Source organism: Devosia sp. Z11_6 (assembly GCF_058133665.1).
In genome coordinates this window covers 288,184-306,651 of sequence record NZ_JBYUNQ010000004.1, presented here as the reverse complement: position 1 = coordinate 306,651, position 18,468 = coordinate 288,184, and the positions used below count along the sequence as shown (strand labels likewise).

Below are 18,468 nucleotides of genomic sequence, written 5' to 3'. Positions count from 1 at the left end.
TCCGCAGCCCACCGCCAGGGTCACCCGAACGGGCGAGCTTTAGAATTCAGGAACCATCATTACGCGGGAAATGGTTTCAACCGCGTAACCAGCGCTGTGTCGTGAGTTTGCGGCACAAATAAGTAAACGCCGGCCGAGGCCAGCGTTTCACTTGGTGTGTGGCACCATTGCTACAGTTTTACTAAGACGAGCCTAGAGCTTGTAGAGGATCTGATCGACCCAGAAGCGTTCGAGGCGCGCGAGGGCCTTGTTGAGGCCGTCAAACTCGTCATCCCCCAGACCACCGACCTTGTCGATGGATTTGAGATGACGGTCATAAAGTTCGTCGATCACCTCGGCCACTTCCTCACCCTTGGGGGAAAGCTTGATGCGCACCGAGCGGCGGTCCGAACGCGAGCGTTCCTGGAAGATATAGCCGCTTTCGACGAGTTTCTTGAGGTTATAGGAAACGTTGGATCCCAGGTAATAGCCCCGCGAGCGCAGCTCCCCTGCAGTCAGTTCCGCATCGCCGATGTTGAACATCAGCAGCGCCTGAACCGGGTTGATGTCGTCCCAACCCATGCGGTCAAACTCGTCCTTGATCAGGTCGAGCAGGCGGCGATGCAGCCGTTCAACGCGTGAAACGGCTTCCAGATAGAGTGGCTTCAGCCGCTTGGGCTGCTCGGGTACCATGGCCTCGCTGGCGTTCGATTTGCCTACCATTTGAGCCTCGCTGTTGCTGTCCGTGCGACTTTTCGCATCTCATGAGAGGAAAATATGGCGTCCCCCGCTAACATGCGCCTAAGCCACACGCTTAAAACTATCTTACGGGAAAACAACGAGAATTTGGCTTTATTCTTCGTTACACCCACCAACACAATTGTAACCTAAAGAGGGAGTTAAGGAGGAAAACCTCGTGAAAACGTCGGGTGGCAGTGGCTTCATGTGCCGGCTCGGCGAGCTCTACTGAGGAAGCCTCACGACAAGTTCATCCCAGTGCTCCAATACGTCGTTGCGCGCCCGGATTCCCCCTGAACTGCGCTGCCGCTCCTCGTCCTGCAGGAGGCGCGCGAAGACCAGGCGCCGGGTGTCGTGCTCGGCCCAGCCGACGAACCATCCCCAGCCCCTGGCGCGGTCGAACGAGCCATCAGCCCGGCGCGGATAGGCCGATCCGGTCTTGCCAGAAACCGTCCAGCCAGCGGAGGTCGGCCAACTCTCGACAATGGCCATGGTCATGTCGATTGCGTGCCGCTCCACCGGCAGAGTGCCATTGACGAGGTGGCGCAAGAACGCCACCTGCTCGACCGGGGCGATCTGGAGGGACGAGCTAATCCAGGCGCGCTCAAGGGCATTGTCCTGACCGGGATCGCCGGCGAAGTCGGCATTGCCGTAGCCGAAATCCTGGGCGTAGCCCTGCAGGCGCTCGACGCCAAGCTTTGCGGCGATCTGTTGGGAGAACCAGACCACGGAATGCTTCATCCAGCGCAGCGGGTTGGTGGGCTGCTGCCACTCCGGCCCACCCCAATCGGGGTAGCCGGGCTGGAACGGGAGGGTAGGCGTAGTGGCATTGGAGAGAACGCCGGCGTCATAGCCCATCGCGCTCAACGCTAGCTTGAAGGTCGATGCCGGGGTGACGCGGGTGCGGCAATCCCCCTCTTCCAGCAGGATGGTGCCACTCTCCGCATCGGCCACAACAGTGCAGATGGTCTTGGCCTGAGTTGCCTGCAGTGGCAGCAGCAGGAGAGCAGCGGCAAGGACAAAAACGGCGGGCTGCATGAACACTCCAGGAGATCGGGTGAAAGTTTTGGGCAGGCTCAGGAGAGCTGGGTTTGCTGATGCTGCACGATCTTCCAGCCCTGGGGCTGGCGAAGGTAAGTCGAGGTGCAGAGAGCGCGGTAAGGCGGGGCGCCGGCGCGCTCGGCCAGCGCTTCATAGGACAAAACAGCCAGAACGTCGCCAGGTCGGATGGCGATTTGACTGGCAAAGGCAACGCTGGACCAGCGCGGCGCGTGCTCGAGACTGGAAAGGATTGCCGCGTTAGCCATGGTCCCCACCGGGCCGAAGGCCATCAGGCACTGGCCGGCCATATGGGCCCGGTAAGCCTCAACGCCATCGAGCCAGAGGCTACGCTCGATCTGCCAAAGGTCATCCACTGGAAACCTCCCCCGGTTGATTGCGGTCTCGGTGCCATGGTTTCGCAACAGCGTGGCAGGAGCGCGGCAATGCCGATGGGGGCGTCAGTCGGCGGCCTGGGCGCGGCGGTGGCGCCAGTTGAGCGCAAAGAGCACGATGATGGCGGCGACGAGGAACAGGCGCACGGCAAAGCCGGGTGCGGTCATGGTGACATCGGGATTGCCGAGCAGGTAGAGCACGAGCTCGACGCCGGTGGCGCCGACGAGGAGCACCGCGCCCCAGCTCGCCTTGATCCAAAGGCCCACTGCGGCAAAGAGCCGGGCGCCGGCGAAAATGGCGAGATAGACAAAGCCAGTGACGCCCCAGGCTTCGATCGGGCTTTGTGCCCCCAGCTGCACGCCAAGGAGGCGTGCCGCATCGTTGAGGCCGAGCATCAGGCTCACCAGGGCAATGACGCGGACATAAAGGGCGGTGGAGCGGGCGTTGAATTCCATGCGCGCAGTTCTAACCCTCTGCAAAGCACTGGACAAGGCAATGTCTTTCGGGGGAGCGCGGGCGCTGCTATGGATATGGGCGCAAAGGAGTTTTAGTGATGGCCGAGTATTGGCAGAAGCACGATATGGGGTTCCTTGACGGGCGGCGGCTGCGCCGGACAAGGCAATCGGCGTGGAGCCGGGCAATGGTGCGCGAAACCATGCTCACCCCCGCTGACCTGATCTGGCCCCTGTTCGTGATCGAGGGCAGCAATGAGCGCTCGAGCATCGAGACGATGCCGGGTGTGGAGCGGCTGAGCGTGGATTTGTGCGTGGCAGCAGCGCGCGAAGCGCGCGATGCGGGCATTCCGGCGCTGGCGCTATTCCCCAATACGCCCGACCATCTGCGCAGCGAAGGGGCCGAAGAGGCCTATAACTCGGGCAATCTGATGTGCCAGGCGCTGAGCGCCATCAAGAGCGCGGTGCCCGAGATTGGGCTCATCGCCGATGTGGCGCTGGACGAGTACTCCAGCGATGGGCAGGACGGGCTGGTGCAGGACGGCCGCGTACTCAATGACGAGACCGTATCGGTGATGATCCGCTCGGCGCTGGTGCAGCTGCAGGCGGGCGCCGATATTATTGCGCCCTCGGACATGATGGATGGACGCGTGGGCGCGATCCGGCAGGTGCTCGATGCCGAAGGGTTCGACGACACTCAGATCATGGCTTATTCAGCCAAATATGCCTCGTGCTTTTACGGGCCGTTCCGGGAAGCGGTGGGTTCGGGCAGCCGGCTCAAGGGCGACAAGCTGACCTACCAGATGGATTATTCTAATTCGGACGAGGCGCTGCGCGAAATCGAGCAGGATATCGCCGAAGGCGCCGATAGCGTGATGGTCAAGCCGGGCATGCCCTATCTCGACATCATCAGGCGCGCCAAGGACAGCTTCAACATCCCCATCTATGCCTATCAGGTGAGCGGGGAATACGCGATGATCGAGATGGCCGCCGCGGCGGGCGCGATCGATCGGGGCGCCGCGATCCTCGAGAGCCTCCATGGCTTCAAGCGCGCGGGCGCCAATGGCGTTTTGACCTATTATGCGTTGGAAGTGGCGCGGGCGCTGGGCGAGTAAGCGCTCCCACCTGCGCATTCCTTTAAGCGAAGGTCTTGCACAGGGACGCGGCCATGACGATTTATCGATCATGAACCAAACTTACTCCGCCGCCCCTGCCCTGCCCGATCCCGCGACGGCCCCGGAACTGTTCCAGGGCCTGCTGACGCGGCGGGTGTCGGCTTATCTGATCGACCTCGTCATCATGGGCGTTATCGTCCTGGTGCTGAGCTTTGTCGGGCTGATCGCCGGCTTCCTGACCTTCGGGCTGGCCTGGGGTGCCCTGGCGCTGGTCGTGCCGCTGTCCGTCATCCTGTATTATGCTGTCACCCTGGGTTCGGCCCGGCGGGCGACCGTGGGCATGCAGATGATGGATCTGGTGCTGACGCCGGCGCGCGGGCAGCCGCTCAATGGCGGGATGGCGATCCTGCATGCCGCGGTGTTCTGGGTCACGGTCTGGATCTCCTGGCCCGTGTCGCTGCTGTTTGCGCTGTTCACGCCGCGCCGGCAGATGATCCACGATTTGTTGACCGGCACGCTGATGCTGCGTCGCTCCCCCATGGAGCGCCACTGGCGGATGCAGCGCGCGCGCATGAACCAAGCATATTGAACGATTGCAGGGCGGACGGGAGCGGATTACAGTTCCCGTCTTGGCAGCTAAAGGTCCCGCGTTGACCGACCAGACACCAGAAACGACCCAGCTCTTTTTGACCGCAGCGATGCCGTGCCCCTATTTGCCCGGCAAGCAGGAGCGCAAGCTCTTTACCCATTTGTCGGGGCGGCGGGCAGCGAGCCTGCATCACCTGCTCAGCGAGAACGGGTTCCGGCGCAGCCAGAACCTGATCTATCGCCCGGCCTGCGAGAATTGCTGCGCCTGCCAATCGGTGCGGATCGTGGCCGACGCCTTCGAGCCGTCCAAGCGCTTCCGACGCGTGCTGCGCAACAATGACGACCTCGCCATCGAAGTGCGCCCAACCACGGCGACATCAGAGCAATACGACCTCTTCAAGCGCTATCTCGATTCCCGCCATGCCGGGGGCGGCATGACGCAGATGAGCTTTGTCGACTATGAATACATGGTCGAGGACACGCCCGTGCAATCGGTGCTGGTGGAATATCGGCTGCGCAACCACCCGGATATGCCGCTGGTGGCAGTGGCGCTGACCGATGTGATGCCCGATGGGCTCTCGATGGTCTACAGTTTCTACGATCCGGACCTGGCCCATCGTAGCATGGGCACGTTCCTGATCCTTGATCATATCGCCCAGGTACGCGCCGCGGGGCTCGATTATGTGTATCTGGGCTATTGGGTGAAGAACTCGCCGAAAATGGCCTACAAGGCGCAGTTCCAGCCCCTGGAAGTGCAAAAAGGCACACTGGGCTGGTGCCGGCTCGAGGAAGCGGCCTAGGCTCCGTTCATCTCCAGATCAAAGACGATGAGGCCGTCGCGGCCGCCCTGGAGGGCGGCAACGAGGCGGGCGCCGGCTTGCGCATGATCGGGGTCGACCAGGTAATGATCGCGGGCCGCGTCATCGGCAAAATCCATGATGAAGCCATGGTTGAAGCCCTGCCCCAACCCTTCGGGCGAGGCATTGGGGCCGAACTGGGCGGACAAGAGGCCCGGAAGGCGGCCGACCAGCGCATTGAGCCCGGCATAGATGGCATCGCGCTCGTCCTGGGGCACTTCGGGGCGGAAGCGGAAGAAGACGCAATGGCGGATCATGGCCGGGCTTTCGGGTGCGGGTCGGTGTGCTAGCCGACGAATTTGTTGTTACGGGGGAAGCCGTTGGGGGGCTGGCGGCCGGCGGCGGCGCGATCGCCCATCCAGTCGGTGAGCTCTTCGGCTGGCTTGGTGAAGGTGCGCCCAGAACTATCGGTCCAGGTCAGGCCATCGGCGATAAAGAAGCATTTGAGATCGGAAATGCCACCATCCTTGTAGCGCTGCAGGCGCACGCCGCGGCCGCGGTTCATGGTGGCGAGCTGGCTCAGGGGGAAGACGAGGAGCTTGCGGTTCTGCCCGATCACGGCGACCCGGTCGCCCTCGCAGGGCACGAGCAGGCGCGCTTCATCGGGGGCGGTGACATTGAGGATCTGCTTGCCCTTGCGGGTATTGGCGATCATCTCGTCCTCACCCACGACAAAGCCGTAGCCATTGGACGAAGCGATGATGCGCTTGGCGCCGGGGCGATGCACGAAGAGGGACACGATGTCCTGGTCCTCATCCATATCCACCATGATGCGCACCGGCTCACCCTGGCCGCGCCCGCCCGGCAGCTTGTCGCCAAAGAGGGTATAAACCTTGCCGCCGGTGGTCAGCATCAGGAGCTTGTCGGTGGTTTCGGCGTTGAAGGCGAGCTTGAGGCGGTCGCCGGCCTTGAAGCCCTTTTCGTCGATGGCGGCGTCATGACCCTTGAGGCTGCGGATCCAGCCTTTTTCCGACAGAACCACGGTGATCGGCTCGCGCTCGATAAAGGCGGTGGTGATTTCGGCGTGATCGGCATTGGGGGCGGCGCCATGGATGGAGCGGCGGGCGCCCAGCGGATGGGGCGAGCCGTCCTCCGCAAAAAGCGGATAGGCCTTCTTGAGGGCTTCGACCTGCTTGGCGATTTCGCCCCATTGGCGCTTGTCGGAAGCGAGCAGCGCTTCAAGGCGGCCCTTTTCGGCCGTCAGGTTCTTGTGCTCCTGGCGCAGTTCCAGTTCCTCGAGCTTGCGCAAGGAGCGCAGGCGCATGTTGAGGATGGCTTCGGCCTGGTTGTCGGTGAGCGAGAAGGTCGCCATCAACGAGGCCTTGGCATCGTCCTCCTCGCGGATGATGCGGATCACCTCGTCGAGGTTGAGATAGGCAATGATATAGCCTTCAAGCACTTCGAGGCGGTTGGCGATCTGCTGCAGCCGGTGCTGCGAGCGGCGCACCAGCACGATCTTGCGGTGGTCGAGCCAGGCCTTGAGCGCATCGGCCAGGCTCATCACGCGCGGCAGCGTGCCGCGATCGAGCACGTTGAGATTGAGCGGGAAGCGGACCTCAAGATCGGTGACGCGGAAGAGTTGCTCCATGAGGATCACGGCATCGACGGTGCCCGCGCGCGGCTCAAGGACGAGGCGGATATCGTCCGAGCTTTCGTCGCGCACATCCTTGAGGAGGGGCAGTTTCTTGGCGAGCAGCAGCTCGGCGATCTTTTCGACCAGCCGCGACTTTTGCACGCCATAGGGGATCTGGGTGACGACGATGTTGTAAACGCCGCGGCCCTTTTCTTCCTTGCTCCATTGGGCGCGCAGGCGGAACGAGCCGCGGCCGGTTTCATAGGCGTGGACAATGGCGGAGCGGGTTTCAACCAGCTGGCCGCCGGTGGGGAAATCGGGGCCGCGCACCAGATCTTCGTTGCTGGGGGGAGCCGCGAAATCGCGATGGATCAGTTCATCGACCGTGGCCGCCGGATTGTGGATCAGCTTGAGCGCGGCATTGCACAGCTCGACGAGGTTATGGGGCGGCACGGAGGTCGCCATGCCCACGGCGATGCCGGTGGAGCCGTTGGCAAGGAGATTGGGGAAATTGGCGGGGAGCACCACCGGCTCTTCGTCTTCGCCATCATAGGTGGGGCGAAAATCGATGGCGTCTTCGGTGATGCCTTCAAGGAGGCGCGTCGCCACTTCGGTCATGCGCGATTCGGTGTAACGCATGGCGGCGGCGGAATCGCCGTCGATATTGCCGAAGTTCCCCTGTCCGTCGACCAGCGGGTAGCGCAGGGCAAAGTCCTGGGCGAGGCGCACCAGCGCGTCGTAGATCGACTGGTCGCCGTGGGGGTGGAACTTACCGATCACGTCGCCGACGATACGGGCCGATTTCTTGTAGCCCTGATTGGGATCGAGCTTGAGCAGGCGCATGGCGTGGATGATGCGGCGGTGGACGGGCTTGAGCCCGTCACGCGCATCGGGCAGCGCGCGCTGGGTGATCGTGGACAGCGCATAGCTGAGATAGCGTTCTTCCAGCGCCTGCCGCAGATCGACAACGCGCTGGTTGTCGGCGGGCGGAAGTGTATCGGCGTCTGACATCACAGCACTTTCAGGAGAACGAATCGGGAAACACTATAGCCGCAAAGCCCCCAATGCGCAGGGTTTCTGGGGTTTTTGCCCAGACATTGCGGTGCTGCGGCCCCGCTTGGCCGCTAAGCGGCGGTGGTGAGGATTGCAACCAGGGTTTCACGCGTCGCAGGTGGCGCCAGCTGGCGGGGATACCAGACATGCAGATCGAGGAAATGGGCCGAAAGGCGAAACGCGGCGGCCAGCTCAGCAGGAGAGGCAGTGTCGTCTTCGTTCAGCAGGAAGGGGGGCAAGGACAACAGGCGATCAAGATAGGGCTGGGCGGCGGCGCTGGAAACGGCGCGACCCGTGCGGGGGGACACATGGGTCAGATCGTCCGTAACGCCGGTAGCGGCGCAGGCGGAGAGATCGAGCCCGAAACCCAGTTCGTCGAGCACGGCAATCTCAAAGCGGGCGAGCGCCATGCCATCGAGCGGGCGATCGAGCAGACCCAGCGCCATGGCGAGGAGGCGATCATGGGGGTCGCGTTCGGGCAGCAGGCGCAGCAGTTCGCAGACGAGCTGGCTGAGGTAGAGCCGGGCCTTGTCGGCCATGAGGATGGCGGCGCGGCCGGTGAGGAGTTCCACGGCAAAGATGCCGAGATGATCCTCGAGGCGCGCGCGCCAGACCAGTTGCACGGTGTTGCCGGGCTGGAGGGCGGCCGCAAGCTTGGAAGAGCGACCGCCGCGCACGAGGCCCAAATGGCGGCCGCGCCCGGCCACCATGGCTTCAGCCACGAGGCTGGTTTCGCCATGGCGCCGCACCCCGATCAGCAGGCCTTCGCCGGTCCATTCCATTTCAGGGGGAGGTCCGGGGGCTTTGGCGAGGCACTGAGGGACCCCCTCCCTTGATCCCTCCCCACAAGGGGGAGGGTGTCGACTGGAGGCCCGGTGACAAGAGAGCTTTCACCCGACTGGGCCGTGGAAGGGCGCCGGGAACGCACTGGGCCAGCACTTCCCCCTTGATGGGGGAGGATGGGAGGGGGTGCAAGAGCCCCGGCTCACTGGCCAGCCGCCCCCCACCCTTGATCCCTCCCCGCGAGGGGGAGGGTGTCGACTGAGAGCTCAGATGCAGAAAGGCGAAGCGCTCAGTTTTTCCCATGGGGGAATTCCAGGCCCATTTCGCGGTAGCGCTCGGGGTCGTCGGCCCATTTTTCGCGCACCTTGACGAAGAGGAAGAGGTGGATGGGGACTTCGTACATCGCCATCAGCTCCTTGCGGGATTCCGCGCCGATGGCCTTGATGGTTTGCCCGCCGGCACCCAAGACGATCTTCTTGTGGCTATCACGGGTGACATAGACCACCTGGTCGATCTTGTAGGACCCGTCCTTCTGGATCTTGAAGCTCTCGGTCTCGACCGTAGCGTTGTAGGGGATCTCGTCATGAACGCGCAGGAACAGCTTTTCGCGCGTGATCTCGGCGGCGGTGATCGCCATGGTCAGATCGGTGAGGTGATCCTCGGGGAAGTGCCAAGGGCCGGGCGGAATGTGCTTGATACACCAATCCATGAAGTCGCTGACGCCATAGCCCTTAAGGGCCGAAATCATGAAGGTCGCTTCAAAGCGCACCTTCTCGTTGATCGCCTGGCTGAGGGCCAGAAGAGCTTCGTTCTTGATGGTGTCGATCTTGTTGAGGATCAGCATCTTGGGATGGGTGACGTTGGCCAGCCCTTCCAGCAAGGTTTCGATCTCGGACGTCAGCCCCTTTTCGGCATCGACGATGAAGGCGACGAGGTCCGCATCCCCTGCCCCGCCCCAGGCACTTTCCACCATGGCGCGTTCGAGCCGGCGCTTGGGGGTGAAGATGCCGGGGGTGTCGATGAACACCAGTTGCGCCTTGTCGATGGTGACGACGCCGCGCACCTGCGAGCGGGTGGTTTGGGCCTTGTGGGTAACGATCGAGACCTTGGTGCCGACAAGGGCATTGAGGAGCGTCGACTTGCCGGCGTTAGGGGAGCCAACCAGGGCGATGAAGCCGCAGGAGGTGTCAGTGGGGGTAATGTCGGTCATGCGGGATCCTTCCAGACCTGCTGGCGCACCAGGAAGAGTTCGGCGGCCTTGTGCTCGGCGATCTTCTTGGAAGGGCCGGTGGCGCTGAGGGGCTCAAAATCCCCAAGGGAAACGGTGATGGTGAATTCGGGCGCGTGATCGGGACCCGTGCGCTCGGTCTGGGTATAGGCGGGTGGCTCGAGCCCGCGCGCCTGGGCCCATTCCTGCAGCGTCGTTTTGGCATCGGCGCGGCCGGCATTGCCTTCGCTCAGGAATTCCTCAAACAAGCGCTCGACGAATTCATAGGCCTTGCCGAGCCCCCCATCGCAAAAAATCGCGCCGATCACCGCTTCGGTGACATCGCCCAGAATGGCTTCCTTGTGGGCGCCGCCGGTGCGCGCCTCGCTTTCGCCCAGCCGCAGCTCGGAGCCGAGATCGAGTTGGCGCGCGATGACGGCGCAGGTTTCCTTGCGCACCAGGGTATTGAGCGTGCGCGAAAGCTCGCCCTCATTGGCCTTGGGATAGCGCCGGTAAAGCATATCGGCCACAACGAGGCCAAGCACCCGATCGCCCAGGAATTCGAGCCGCTGATAGGAACGCTCGATGCGCCGCGACGGTGAAACGGCGCTGGAATGAGTCAGCGCCCGTTCAAGCAGGTCTTCGTCGGCAAACTGATAGCCCAGTCGAAACTGCAGCTTTTCGTGAGAACGGGCCCGCCGGCTCATTTGTCGATTTGCTGGAACATCCGGTCCCAGCGCACATTGGCCGGCCACTGCCAGAGCTGCCAGGGTGGGATATTGTCCTTGATGGAGAAGAAGCGCGCTTCAGCCTTGCCGATCAGGTTCACTGCGGGCACATAGCCGACCGAAGACAGGACGCGGCTATCGGCGGAGCGGTCGCGATTGTCACCCATCATGAAATAGTGGCTGGCGGGAACGACATATTCGGGGGTGTTGTCGAGCGGGCCGTTATCGCCGATTTCCTGGATGGTGTGGACGTTACCATCGGGAAAAGTTTCGCGATAAACGGCAACTTCGCGCGTATCGCCTTCGCTGTCGGTATCCATGGCAGTGCCGATGAACTCGCGCTCGACCATGGTGCCATTGATGTAAAGGCGGCCCTCACGCATCTGGATGCGATCGCCGGGGAGCCCGACAATGCGCTTGATGTATTCCATGTTCTGCGGCACCGGGCGGAACACCGCGACATCGCCCCGATTGGGATCACGCCCCAGGATGCGGCTGTTGATAGGCAGCTCGAAATCGAGCAGCGTGAAATCGCCGTAGCGTCCCAGCGAGAAGGAATGCTTGCCATAACCCCAGACGAATTTGTTGGCGACGAAGTAGTCGCCGATCATCAGCGTCTGCTGCATGGAGGCGGTGGGGATGGAAAAGGGCTGATACAAAAACGAGCGCAGCACGATGGCGATCAGCAGGGCCTCGACCACAACAACAATGGTATCCCACCACTCGTTGGTTTCGGCCTTCTTGACAGTTTTTCCGGCGGGCTGGCTCATGAATAATCCCGTTAAGCTACGCCGAAGCGTTAAGGCGTCGTGGTGGGTTGGTCAACCGGCACCGCTTCGATGATCACGAAGGCTTGGGCCAAGCCGGCATCATCGGTGATGGTCAGGTGGATCAGCGGCTCGTGGCCGGGGGGAACCAGACGCTCCAGCGCCCGCGCCGCTCCATTGGTGAGCTGCATTGTGGGTTTGCCCGAGGGAAGGTTCACTACGCCCATGTCGCGCCAATAGACGCCGAAATTAAGGCCGGTGCCCAGAGCCTTGGAGCAGGCCTCCTTGGCGGCGAAGCGCTTGGCGTAGGAAGCGGCACGCTCGGCGCGGCGATCGGACTTGCGCTGCTCGATTTCAGTGAAGCAGCGCTGGGTGAAGCGGTCGCCAAAGCGCGCAAGGGTTTGCTCGACGCGGTTGATCTGGCAGAGGTCCGAGCCCAAGCCGATGATCATGGCGTGGCTCCGGCGGCGACAGGGTTTGGCAAAGCGGGTTTACTCCAGGTCTTCGTCATTGCCCCTCCGTTCAACCCGGCCATCCCATTCGAGGGTCGAGATCATGCCGGCTTCGCGCATGCCGGCGCGCTGCACCGAAGACAGGCCCGGGCTGCGCTTGAGGGTCGCGAGCACATCGGTGAGCTGGGCGAGGTCGCGCACTTCGATTTCAAAGATCATCTGGTGGAAGTCGGGCGAAATCATCCGCATCACGAGATTGTTGATGTTGGCGTCGCAGGCGGCAATGGCCGAGGAAATCTGCGCCAGCGAGCCGGGGCGGTTGACCGATTCCATGGTGACCACAGTGGGGTAAAGCCGCTCTTCACCGCCACCATCGAGGTTCCAGCGCACATCCACCCAGGCCACGTCGCTGTCGTGCAGGTCGACCAGGGCTTCGGAATGGATGGGGTAAACGGTGATCGGCACATCGGGCTGCAGGATGCCGACCAAGCGATCGCCAGGCACGACCCCCTCCCCCGAAATAGTCACAGGCATGTGGAAGTCGAGCTGGGCAAGAGCGGCGCGGGCGCGGGCGCCGGCGCGCTGGCCGCCCGGCACGCGAAAGCGGAAGAGGTCAGTGGCGCGCAGAGCGAACCAGCCATCGGCAGTATCGGCGACGGGCAGATCAAGCTTGCGGCGGCGTTTGCGGAGGCCCTTGAGCGCGGCGAGTTCGGTTCCCAGCTGCTCGCTGCCGATCTTGCCTTCGCCCACCGCGATCAGCAGTTCGCGCTTGCTCGGCATATGCAGGGCTTCGGCCAGCGCCTTGGCTTCGCTTTCCTCGAGGGACACACCTTCACGATCGAGCAGCATGTTGAGAACGCTCTCGCCAAGCGCCAGGGCGCGCTGGGCGGCGGCGTTGCGCACGGAACGGCGAATGGCCGAGCGGGCCTTACCCGTCGCGGCAATGCCGATCCAGTTGGCGGGCGGCAGGTGGTTGCGGTCGCGGATGATCTCGACTTCATCGCCACTGCGCAGCTGCGTAACAAGCGGCAGGATGGCGCCGTTGATCTTGGCGCCTACGCAGGTGTCGCCGATATCGGTGTGGAGCGCATAGGCGAAATCGATGGGGGTGGCGCCGCGCGGCAGCGCGATCAGCCGGCCGCGCGGGGTGAAGCAGAACACCTGATCCTGGAACAGCTCCAGCTTGGTGGATTCCAGGAAATCCTCGGTGGTGGCGCCGGCGGTCAGATGCTCAATGGTGGAGCGCAGCGAGCCATAGGCCTGCGATTCCTGCTCGAGCCGGCCCATATCGGCGGAGGCGCCATCCTTGTAGAGGCTATGGGCGGCGATACCGAATTCGGCGATCCGGTCCATTTCCTCGGTGCGGATCTGCAGCTCGGCGCGCTGCCGGCCGGGACCCACGATCGTGGTGTGGATGGAGCGGTAGTCGTTGTGCTTGGGGACGGAGATATAGTCCTTGAAGCGACCGGGCACGAGCTTCCAGCGGGTGTGGACCACGCCCAGCGTATGGTAGCACTCGTCGATCGAGCCCACGATCACCCGGAAGCCGATCATGTCCGAGAGCTGCTCGAGGGCGATGGATTTGCGCTCGATCTTGGTGAAGATCGAAAAGGGCGACTTGACCCGGGCCTTGACGCGCGCGGTGATCCCTTCGCTGGCGAGGCGCTCGGTCAGCTCGGTCGAGATCGTATCGATGGCTTCGCGGTAATGGACCTTCATCTGGTCCAGCCGCTCGGTGATGGCCTTGTAATGTTCGGGCTGCAGGATCTTGAAGGAGATGTCCTCAAGCTCGTTGCGCATGTCCTGCATACCCATGCGGCCCGCGAGGGGAGCATAGATATCCATGGTTTCCTGGGCGATGCGCTCGCGCTTGTTGGCCGGCATATATTGCAGCGTGCGCATATTGTGCAGGCGATCGGCCAGCTTGACGAGGAGGACGCGCACATCCTGGCTGATGGCCAGCAGGAGCTTGCGCAGGTTTTCGGCCTGGGCTTCTTCGCGCGAGACGAGGTTGAGGCGCTCGATCTTGGTCAGGCCATCGACAATGGCGCCGATTTCGGGGCCAAAGAGCTGGTCGATCTCGGCGCGGGTGGCGTCGGTGTCCTCGATGGTGTCGTGCAGCAGCGCCACGGCAACCGAGGCATCATCGAGCTTGAGGTCGGTGAGGATCGCGGCGACTTCGAGAGGATGGGCAAAATAGGGGTCGCCCGAGGCGCGCTTTTGCGTGCCATGCTTTTGCATGGCATAGACATAGGCCTTGTTCAAAAGCTGCTCGTCGACGTTCGGGTTATACGCCTGAACGCGTTCGACGAGCTCGTATTGCCGCATCATATCAGGGCCGCCCCGCCAGCGGTGAGCTTAGTGCATTGAAACCAAATGAGAAGAGGCGTCCGACAGCTGCCGAACGCCTCCCAGTGATATAGGGATATTGCCAGATCGTGCAATCTGCAGATCCGGCTAATCGCCGCTAAATTCCTAGTCGTCTCGACGCTCGGGCGGAGCCAGGCTCTCGATGCCGCGCAGCAGCTCTTCTTCGCTGATGGTGTCGAAGTTGAGCGAATCTTCGTCGCCGCTTTCAATCAAGGGCGCAGCATGCTGCTCGGGCTCGTCGACCTCGACATATTTCTGCAGCGAATGGATCAAGTCCTCGCGCAAATCTTCTGGGGAGATTGCGCCATCGCCGATCTCGCGCAGGGCGACGACCGGGTTCTTGTCGTTGTCACGGGCGACGGTGATCTGCGCACCCGAGGCGATCATGCGGGCGCGATGAGCGGCCATGAGAACCAGATCGAAACGGTTCTCGATCTTTTCAATGCAGTCTTCAACGGTGACGCGGGCCACGGACGTCTCCAAATTGGATGGGGATGAAGGGGTTGCTTACACCAATGCCGGCAACAGCACAAGGTTTGGTGCGACAGCAGAAATGCAGGTGGCGCCGAATGGTTCCGGCACCGAAAGAGCCAGCGGGGGAAAGGGACTGCCCTGCCCCAGCCATTTAGCCGCGGCCGCCTTCCTTCATGATGCGGGCCTTGTCGCGGTTCCAGTCACGGTTGCGCTCGGTTTCGCGCTTGTCATAGTTCTTCTTGCCCTTGCCGAGGCCAATCAGCACCTTGGCGCGGCCCTGATCGTTGAAGAACAGCTTGAGGGGCACAATAGTGTTCCCGGCGCGGGACACCTCGGCATCGAGGCGCGCCAACTGCTTGCGCGACACCAGCAATTTGCGCGGGCGGCGCTCTTCGTGGTTGAATCGATTGGCCTGCAGATATTCGGGAATATGGGCATTGATCAGCCACAGTTCGCCCCTTTCGGGCGAGGCATAGGCTTCGGTGATCTGGGCCTTGCCCAGGCGCAAGGATTTAACCTCGGTGCCGGTCAGCACCAAGCCTGCTTCAAGGGTGTCGACGATTTCATAGTCAAAGCGCGCGCGGCGGTTTTCAGCCACGAGGCCATGGCTGATCACGCCGTTCTTGGCTTTGTCATTTTTTGCGGACATAGGGGCCTAGATAAGACCTGCATGGGCCATTGCAAAGTCCATAGCCTCCTGAGCGGGCTTGCTGATCGGGCAGATCGGCAGGCGCATCTCATTGGCGCATAGATTGAGGCGATTGGCCGCATATTTGGCGGGAGCAGGACTTGGCTCGATGAACAGGTCCTTGTGGAGATAAGCGAGCTTGTCGTTGATCGCGAGCGCGGCCTTGAAGTCACCCGCTAGGGACAGATCCTGCATCTGCGAGCAAAGACGCGGCGCCACGTTGGCGGACACCGAAATGCAGCCCCGGCCGCCATGGGCGTTGAAGCCCAGCGCCGAGCTGTCATCGCCCGAAAGCAAGATGAAGTCCTCACCGAGCTTGGCGCGCTGCATGGCCGCACGCTCGAAGCTGCCAGTGGCATCCTTGACGCCGATGATATTGGCATGGGCTTCGCGCAGGCGCGCAATGGTATCGACGGTGAGATCGACGGTGGTGCGGCTGGGGACGCTATAAAGAATAACCGGAATGCCGATCGCGCTGGCAACGGCGGAGAAATGCTGGAACAGCCCTTCCTGGTTGGGCTTGTTGTAATAAGGCACAACCGAGAGCACTGCGTCGGCGCCCGTGGCTTCGGCAAAGCGCGCGAGCGAGACCGCCTCGTCAGTAGAGTTCGAGCCGGCGCCCGCGACCACGGGCACGCGCTTATTGGCGACCTCGACACAGATTTCGACCACGCGCTGGTGTTCGGCATGGGTCACGGTCGGGCTTTCGCCGGTGGTGCCAACAGGAACCAGCCCATGCGTGCCTTCGGCAATCTGCCAGTCCACAAAGCTCGAGAAGGCTTTCTCATCCACCGCCCCGTTGAGCATGGGGGTGATGAGCGCCGTTATTGATCCTCGCAGCATTTGATGGAAATTTCCTCGTTGAGTGCCACACTTGTGACTTGGGCGAATGCAATAGACCCACTCATAGTGGGCTCCTGAGACTGGGCAGCATAGTTTTTGTCGCCAGCGACCACAAGGGAGCCTGCAAAGGCAAGCTAGCCGACAAGGCAGCAACACAGCGTTTACCCTCATAGGGCAAGCTGGCGCTTCTCGCAAGAAAGTGGCGCCGGCCAGATGTGGATCAACCAGCAAGGCACGACGATGACCGGCCATATTTATGCAAGCCTTCTGGCGATGACGCTGGCGCTGCTGCCGGCGACCCCCGTGTCGCATCTGGCAGCCCACAAGGGGCAAGACCCGGTGATCACCGGCTCACTGCCAAGTCCCCCTGCCCCCCTGCTCGCGGCAGCCGCGCCCCCGGTCATGGCCGGCATGGGCATGGCACCAGTTCGCCCAATGCCGAGCAGCGTGCCAGCAGCGGCTAAAGCTGACCCCAAAGGCTCAGCCGCGTTCCAGGAAACTTTAGCGGCGCTCGCCGATGGCGAGGCTCGCACTGCTTTCACGCAGGCCAAGGCGCTGCCAAACCTCGCCGAGCGACGGGCGCTGCAATGGGCCGCGATCTATTTCCATCGCGGGGACGTTGGCTTTGACGATATTGCCGAATTCGCCGCGACCGCCCCGGCTTTTGCCGGGGGCAGCGTATTCAAGAGCCGGGTGGAACAAGCCCTGCTGGCGCAGCGACCCAAGGACGCCGACGTGATTGCCGCGCTCGGTGACGAGCCCGCGACGCTCGAAGCCCAAATCCGGCTGGCGCAGGCCCTGCTCGCAAGCGGCGACAAAGAACGGGGCGCGGCTCTCGCGCGGCGCGTGTGGAGTGAAAATGCGCTAACGCGCGAACAGGAATCGCGCGTGCTGGCCAAGTTGGGTTCGGCGCTGGATCGCGAGGCGCATTGGGCGCGCGCCACCTATTTGATGATGCATGACCGCGCCCAGGGCAGCGAAAGGCTGCTGCCCTATCTGAGCGAAGCCCAGAAAACCCTGGTGGTGGCGCGTGCCGCAGTTTCCCGCGATGCCCCCAATGCCAAGGCGCTGCTCGACAAGGTGGATCCTGCCGTGCGGGACCACCCGGTCTATCAGTTCTCACGGGCGCAACGGGCGCGGCAGTTCGAATTGTGGGACGATGCAGTCGCCTGGCTCAATCGCGCCAAAGGGGAAGTGCCCGAAGCAACGCTGTGGTGGGGCGAGCGGCGCGGGCTGATCCGGCAATTGCTGGCGGCTGGCAAGCCGGAGCTCGCCTTTGCGGCAGCGGCAGGCTTTACCCATGGCTCCGATGGTCGGCTCGTGGAGGCCAATTTCCATGCCGGCTGGATCGCACTGTCGTTCTTGAAAGACGCGGAACTGGCCAAGACCCATTTCAGCGAAATGGCTACTCATGCCACCCTGGCTGATAGCGTGTCGCAGGCCAAATACTGGCTTGCTCGCGCCGAAGGCCAGCTCGGCGACACGGAAGCGGCAAAAGCCGCCTTTGCCGCAGCCGCCGCTTATCCAACCGCCTATTATGGCCAATTGGCCCGGGCCGAACTTGGGCAGACCGGGGCAGGCATTCGCCCCCTGCCCAGTTGGCGCGACAGCGCTGCACTGTTTGAAGCCAATGAAGTGGTGCGTGCGATCCGGATGCTGGAAGCCAATGGCCAGCACGGCATGGCCCTGACGCTGTTGCGCCAATTTGGCAGTGAACTCACTCAACCCAGCGACTTGTTGCTGGCCGGGCGTCTGGCGCAGGAACTTGGCGCACAGAATGTTGCCATCGCCATCGCTGCGGCCGCCGAGCAGCAGGGCATCGCCCTTGACCTCCTGGCCTTCCCCAAGGACGAGCGCATTGTCGAGGCCAAGCTCAAGGCCGACCCTGCGGCGGTGCTAGCGGTGGTGCGGCAGGAATCCATGTTCCAGATCGACGCCGTGTCGTCGGTGGGCGCGCGTGGGTTGATGCAGTTGATGCCGGGCACCGCCAAGGAAACCGCAGCCAAGGTGGGGGTCGAATATTCGCCCGAACGGTTGTTGAGCGATCCCGGCTATAATGCGCTTTTGGGCTCGTTCTATCTCGAGGCGCAGTTGAAGCGGTATGATGGCTCGCTGCTGCTGGCGGCGGCGGCTTACAATGCCGGGGCTGGCAATGCCAACAAGTGGATCAAGGCGTTTGGCGATCCGCGCGCCGACAATGTTGATCCGGTCTTGTGGGTGGAACTGATCCCCTTCCCCGAAACGCGCAAATATGTGCAGCGGGTTATGGGCAATTACCTCGTGTATCGCGAGAGGCTCGGGCATGACGCCATTTCCGCGCAAGCAGCGCTGCGCAGCATTCGATGAGCCGCGATTTTGCTTGAGAAC

The 18,468-nt window shown here is 62.6% G+C and carries 19 protein-coding genes; 4 read left to right on the top strand and 15 right to left on the bottom strand.

The features are described 5' to 3' along the window. Positions 1-192 precede the first annotated feature (192 nt). The 4 genes from ldtR to AC3YMN_RS13665 form a co-directional block, all read right to left on the bottom strand. The gene (gene ldtR, locus AC3YMN_RS13680) at positions 193-702 is read right to left on the bottom strand and encodes a transcriptional regulator LdtR (protein ID WP_127752520.1); all 510 of its coding nucleotides are present in this window, start codon (positions 700-702) and stop codon (positions 193-195) included. A gap of 240 nt (positions 703-942) precedes the next feature. Beyond that, positions 943-1,755, bottom strand: a complete 813-nt coding sequence (gene blaOXA / locus AC3YMN_RS13675; RefSeq protein ID WP_489890424.1) for a class D beta-lactamase — start codon at positions 1,753-1,755, stop codon at positions 943-945. Between the two features lie 38 nt (positions 1,756-1,793). After that, entirely contained in the window at positions 1,794-2,132 is a 339-nt protein-coding gene (locus AC3YMN_RS13670) for a DUF4440 domain-containing protein (RefSeq protein ID WP_489890423.1), read from the bottom strand. An 84-nt stretch (positions 2,133-2,216) separates the two neighbouring features. Next, a complete protein-coding gene (locus tag AC3YMN_RS13665) occupies positions 2,217-2,606 on the bottom strand; it encodes a DUF6163 family protein (RefSeq protein ID WP_127752517.1) in 390 nt (129 codons plus the stop codon). 98 nt (positions 2,607-2,704) lie between these two features. On the opposite strand from AC3YMN_RS13665, the gene hemB reads away from it, so the two are divergent. From hemB to AC3YMN_RS13650, 3 genes are all read left to right on the top strand, one after another. Then, positions 2,705-3,718 (top strand): porphobilinogen synthase, encoded by a 1,014-nt coding sequence (hemB, locus tag AC3YMN_RS13660; protein ID WP_489890422.1) that lies wholly within the window; start codon positions 2,705-2,707, stop codon positions 3,716-3,718. 70 nt (positions 3,719-3,788) lie between these two features. Beyond that, positions 3,789-4,307 (top strand): RDD family protein, encoded by a 519-nt coding sequence (locus tag AC3YMN_RS13655; RefSeq protein WP_489890421.1) that lies wholly within the window; start codon positions 3,789-3,791, stop codon positions 4,305-4,307. 61 nt (positions 4,308-4,368) lie between these two features. Further along, a complete protein-coding gene (locus tag AC3YMN_RS13650; protein WP_489890420.1) occupies positions 4,369-5,106 on the top strand; it encodes an arginyltransferase in 738 nt (245 codons plus the stop codon). Here AC3YMN_RS13650 and AC3YMN_RS13645 read toward each other — a convergent pair. The 11 genes from AC3YMN_RS13645 to dapA all read right to left on the bottom strand — a co-directional run bounded on the left by AC3YMN_RS13645 (position 5,103) and on the right by dapA (position 16,101). Beyond that, positions 5,103-5,420 carry a Dabb family protein gene (locus AC3YMN_RS13645; RefSeq protein WP_489890419.1) on the bottom strand — a complete coding sequence of 106 codons (318 nt, stop codon included), beginning with the start codon at positions 5,418-5,420 and terminating at the stop codon, positions 5,103-5,105. The two genes, AC3YMN_RS13650 and AC3YMN_RS13645, sit on opposite strands and share 4 nt — an antisense overlap. A 29-nt stretch (positions 5,421-5,449) precedes the next feature. After that, the gene (gene parC, locus AC3YMN_RS13640; RefSeq protein WP_172122886.1) at positions 5,450-7,747 is read right to left on the bottom strand and encodes a DNA topoisomerase IV subunit A; all 2,298 of its coding nucleotides are present in this window, start codon (positions 7,745-7,747) and stop codon (positions 5,450-5,452) included. Between the two features lie 113 nt (positions 7,748-7,860). Continuing rightward, entirely contained in the window at positions 7,861-8,571 is a 711-nt protein-coding gene (gene recO, locus AC3YMN_RS13635; RefSeq protein ID WP_489890418.1) for a DNA repair protein RecO, read from the bottom strand. Between the two features lie 290 nt (positions 8,572-8,861). Next, positions 8,862-9,782: a GTPase Era gene (gene era / locus AC3YMN_RS13630; protein ID WP_489890417.1), complete on the bottom strand. Its 921-nt coding sequence runs from the start codon at positions 9,780-9,782 to the stop codon at positions 8,862-8,864. Then, entirely contained in the window at positions 9,779-10,486 is a 708-nt protein-coding gene (gene rnc / locus AC3YMN_RS13625; RefSeq protein WP_127752510.1) for a ribonuclease III, read from the bottom strand. Before rnc ends, era begins: the two co-directional genes overlap by 4 nt. Further along, on the bottom strand, positions 10,483-11,277 hold the full coding sequence (gene lepB, locus AC3YMN_RS13620; RefSeq protein WP_127752509.1) for a signal peptidase I: 795 nt from the start codon (positions 11,275-11,277) through the stop codon (positions 10,483-10,485). Before lepB ends, rnc begins: the two co-directional genes overlap by 4 nt. 29 nt (positions 11,278-11,306) lie before the next feature. Next, positions 11,307-11,726, bottom strand: a complete 420-nt coding sequence (gene acpS / locus AC3YMN_RS13615) for a holo-ACP synthase (protein ID WP_489890416.1) — start codon at positions 11,724-11,726, stop codon at positions 11,307-11,309. Positions 11,727-11,765: 39 nt separating this feature from the next. Then, the gene (locus tag AC3YMN_RS13610) at positions 11,766-14,057 is read right to left on the bottom strand and encodes a RelA/SpoT family protein (RefSeq protein WP_127752507.1); all 2,292 of its coding nucleotides are present in this window, start codon (positions 14,055-14,057) and stop codon (positions 11,766-11,768) included. A 144-nt stretch (positions 14,058-14,201) separates the two neighbouring features. Then, positions 14,202-14,567: a DNA-directed RNA polymerase subunit omega gene (gene rpoZ / locus AC3YMN_RS13605; RefSeq protein WP_127752506.1), complete on the bottom strand. Its 366-nt coding sequence runs from the start codon at positions 14,565-14,567 to the stop codon at positions 14,202-14,204. Positions 14,568-14,721: 154 nt separating this feature from the next. Then, positions 14,722-15,219, bottom strand: coding sequence for an SsrA-binding protein SmpB (gene smpB / locus AC3YMN_RS13600; RefSeq protein ID WP_127752505.1), 498 nt, complete (start codon positions 15,217-15,219; stop codon positions 14,722-14,724). Between the two features lie 6 nt (positions 15,220-15,225). Continuing rightward, the gene (gene dapA / locus AC3YMN_RS13595; RefSeq protein ID WP_489890415.1) at positions 15,226-16,101 is read right to left on the bottom strand and encodes a 4-hydroxy-tetrahydrodipicolinate synthase; all 876 of its coding nucleotides are present in this window, start codon (positions 16,099-16,101) and stop codon (positions 15,226-15,228) included. A gap of 240 nt (positions 16,102-16,341) precedes the next feature. Between dapA and AC3YMN_RS13590 the strand changes: the two genes are divergently transcribed. Further along, positions 16,342-18,447 (top strand): lytic transglycosylase domain-containing protein, encoded by a 2,106-nt coding sequence (locus AC3YMN_RS13590; protein WP_489890414.1) that lies wholly within the window; start codon positions 16,342-16,344, stop codon positions 18,445-18,447. Positions 18,448-18,468 lie beyond the last annotated feature (21 nt).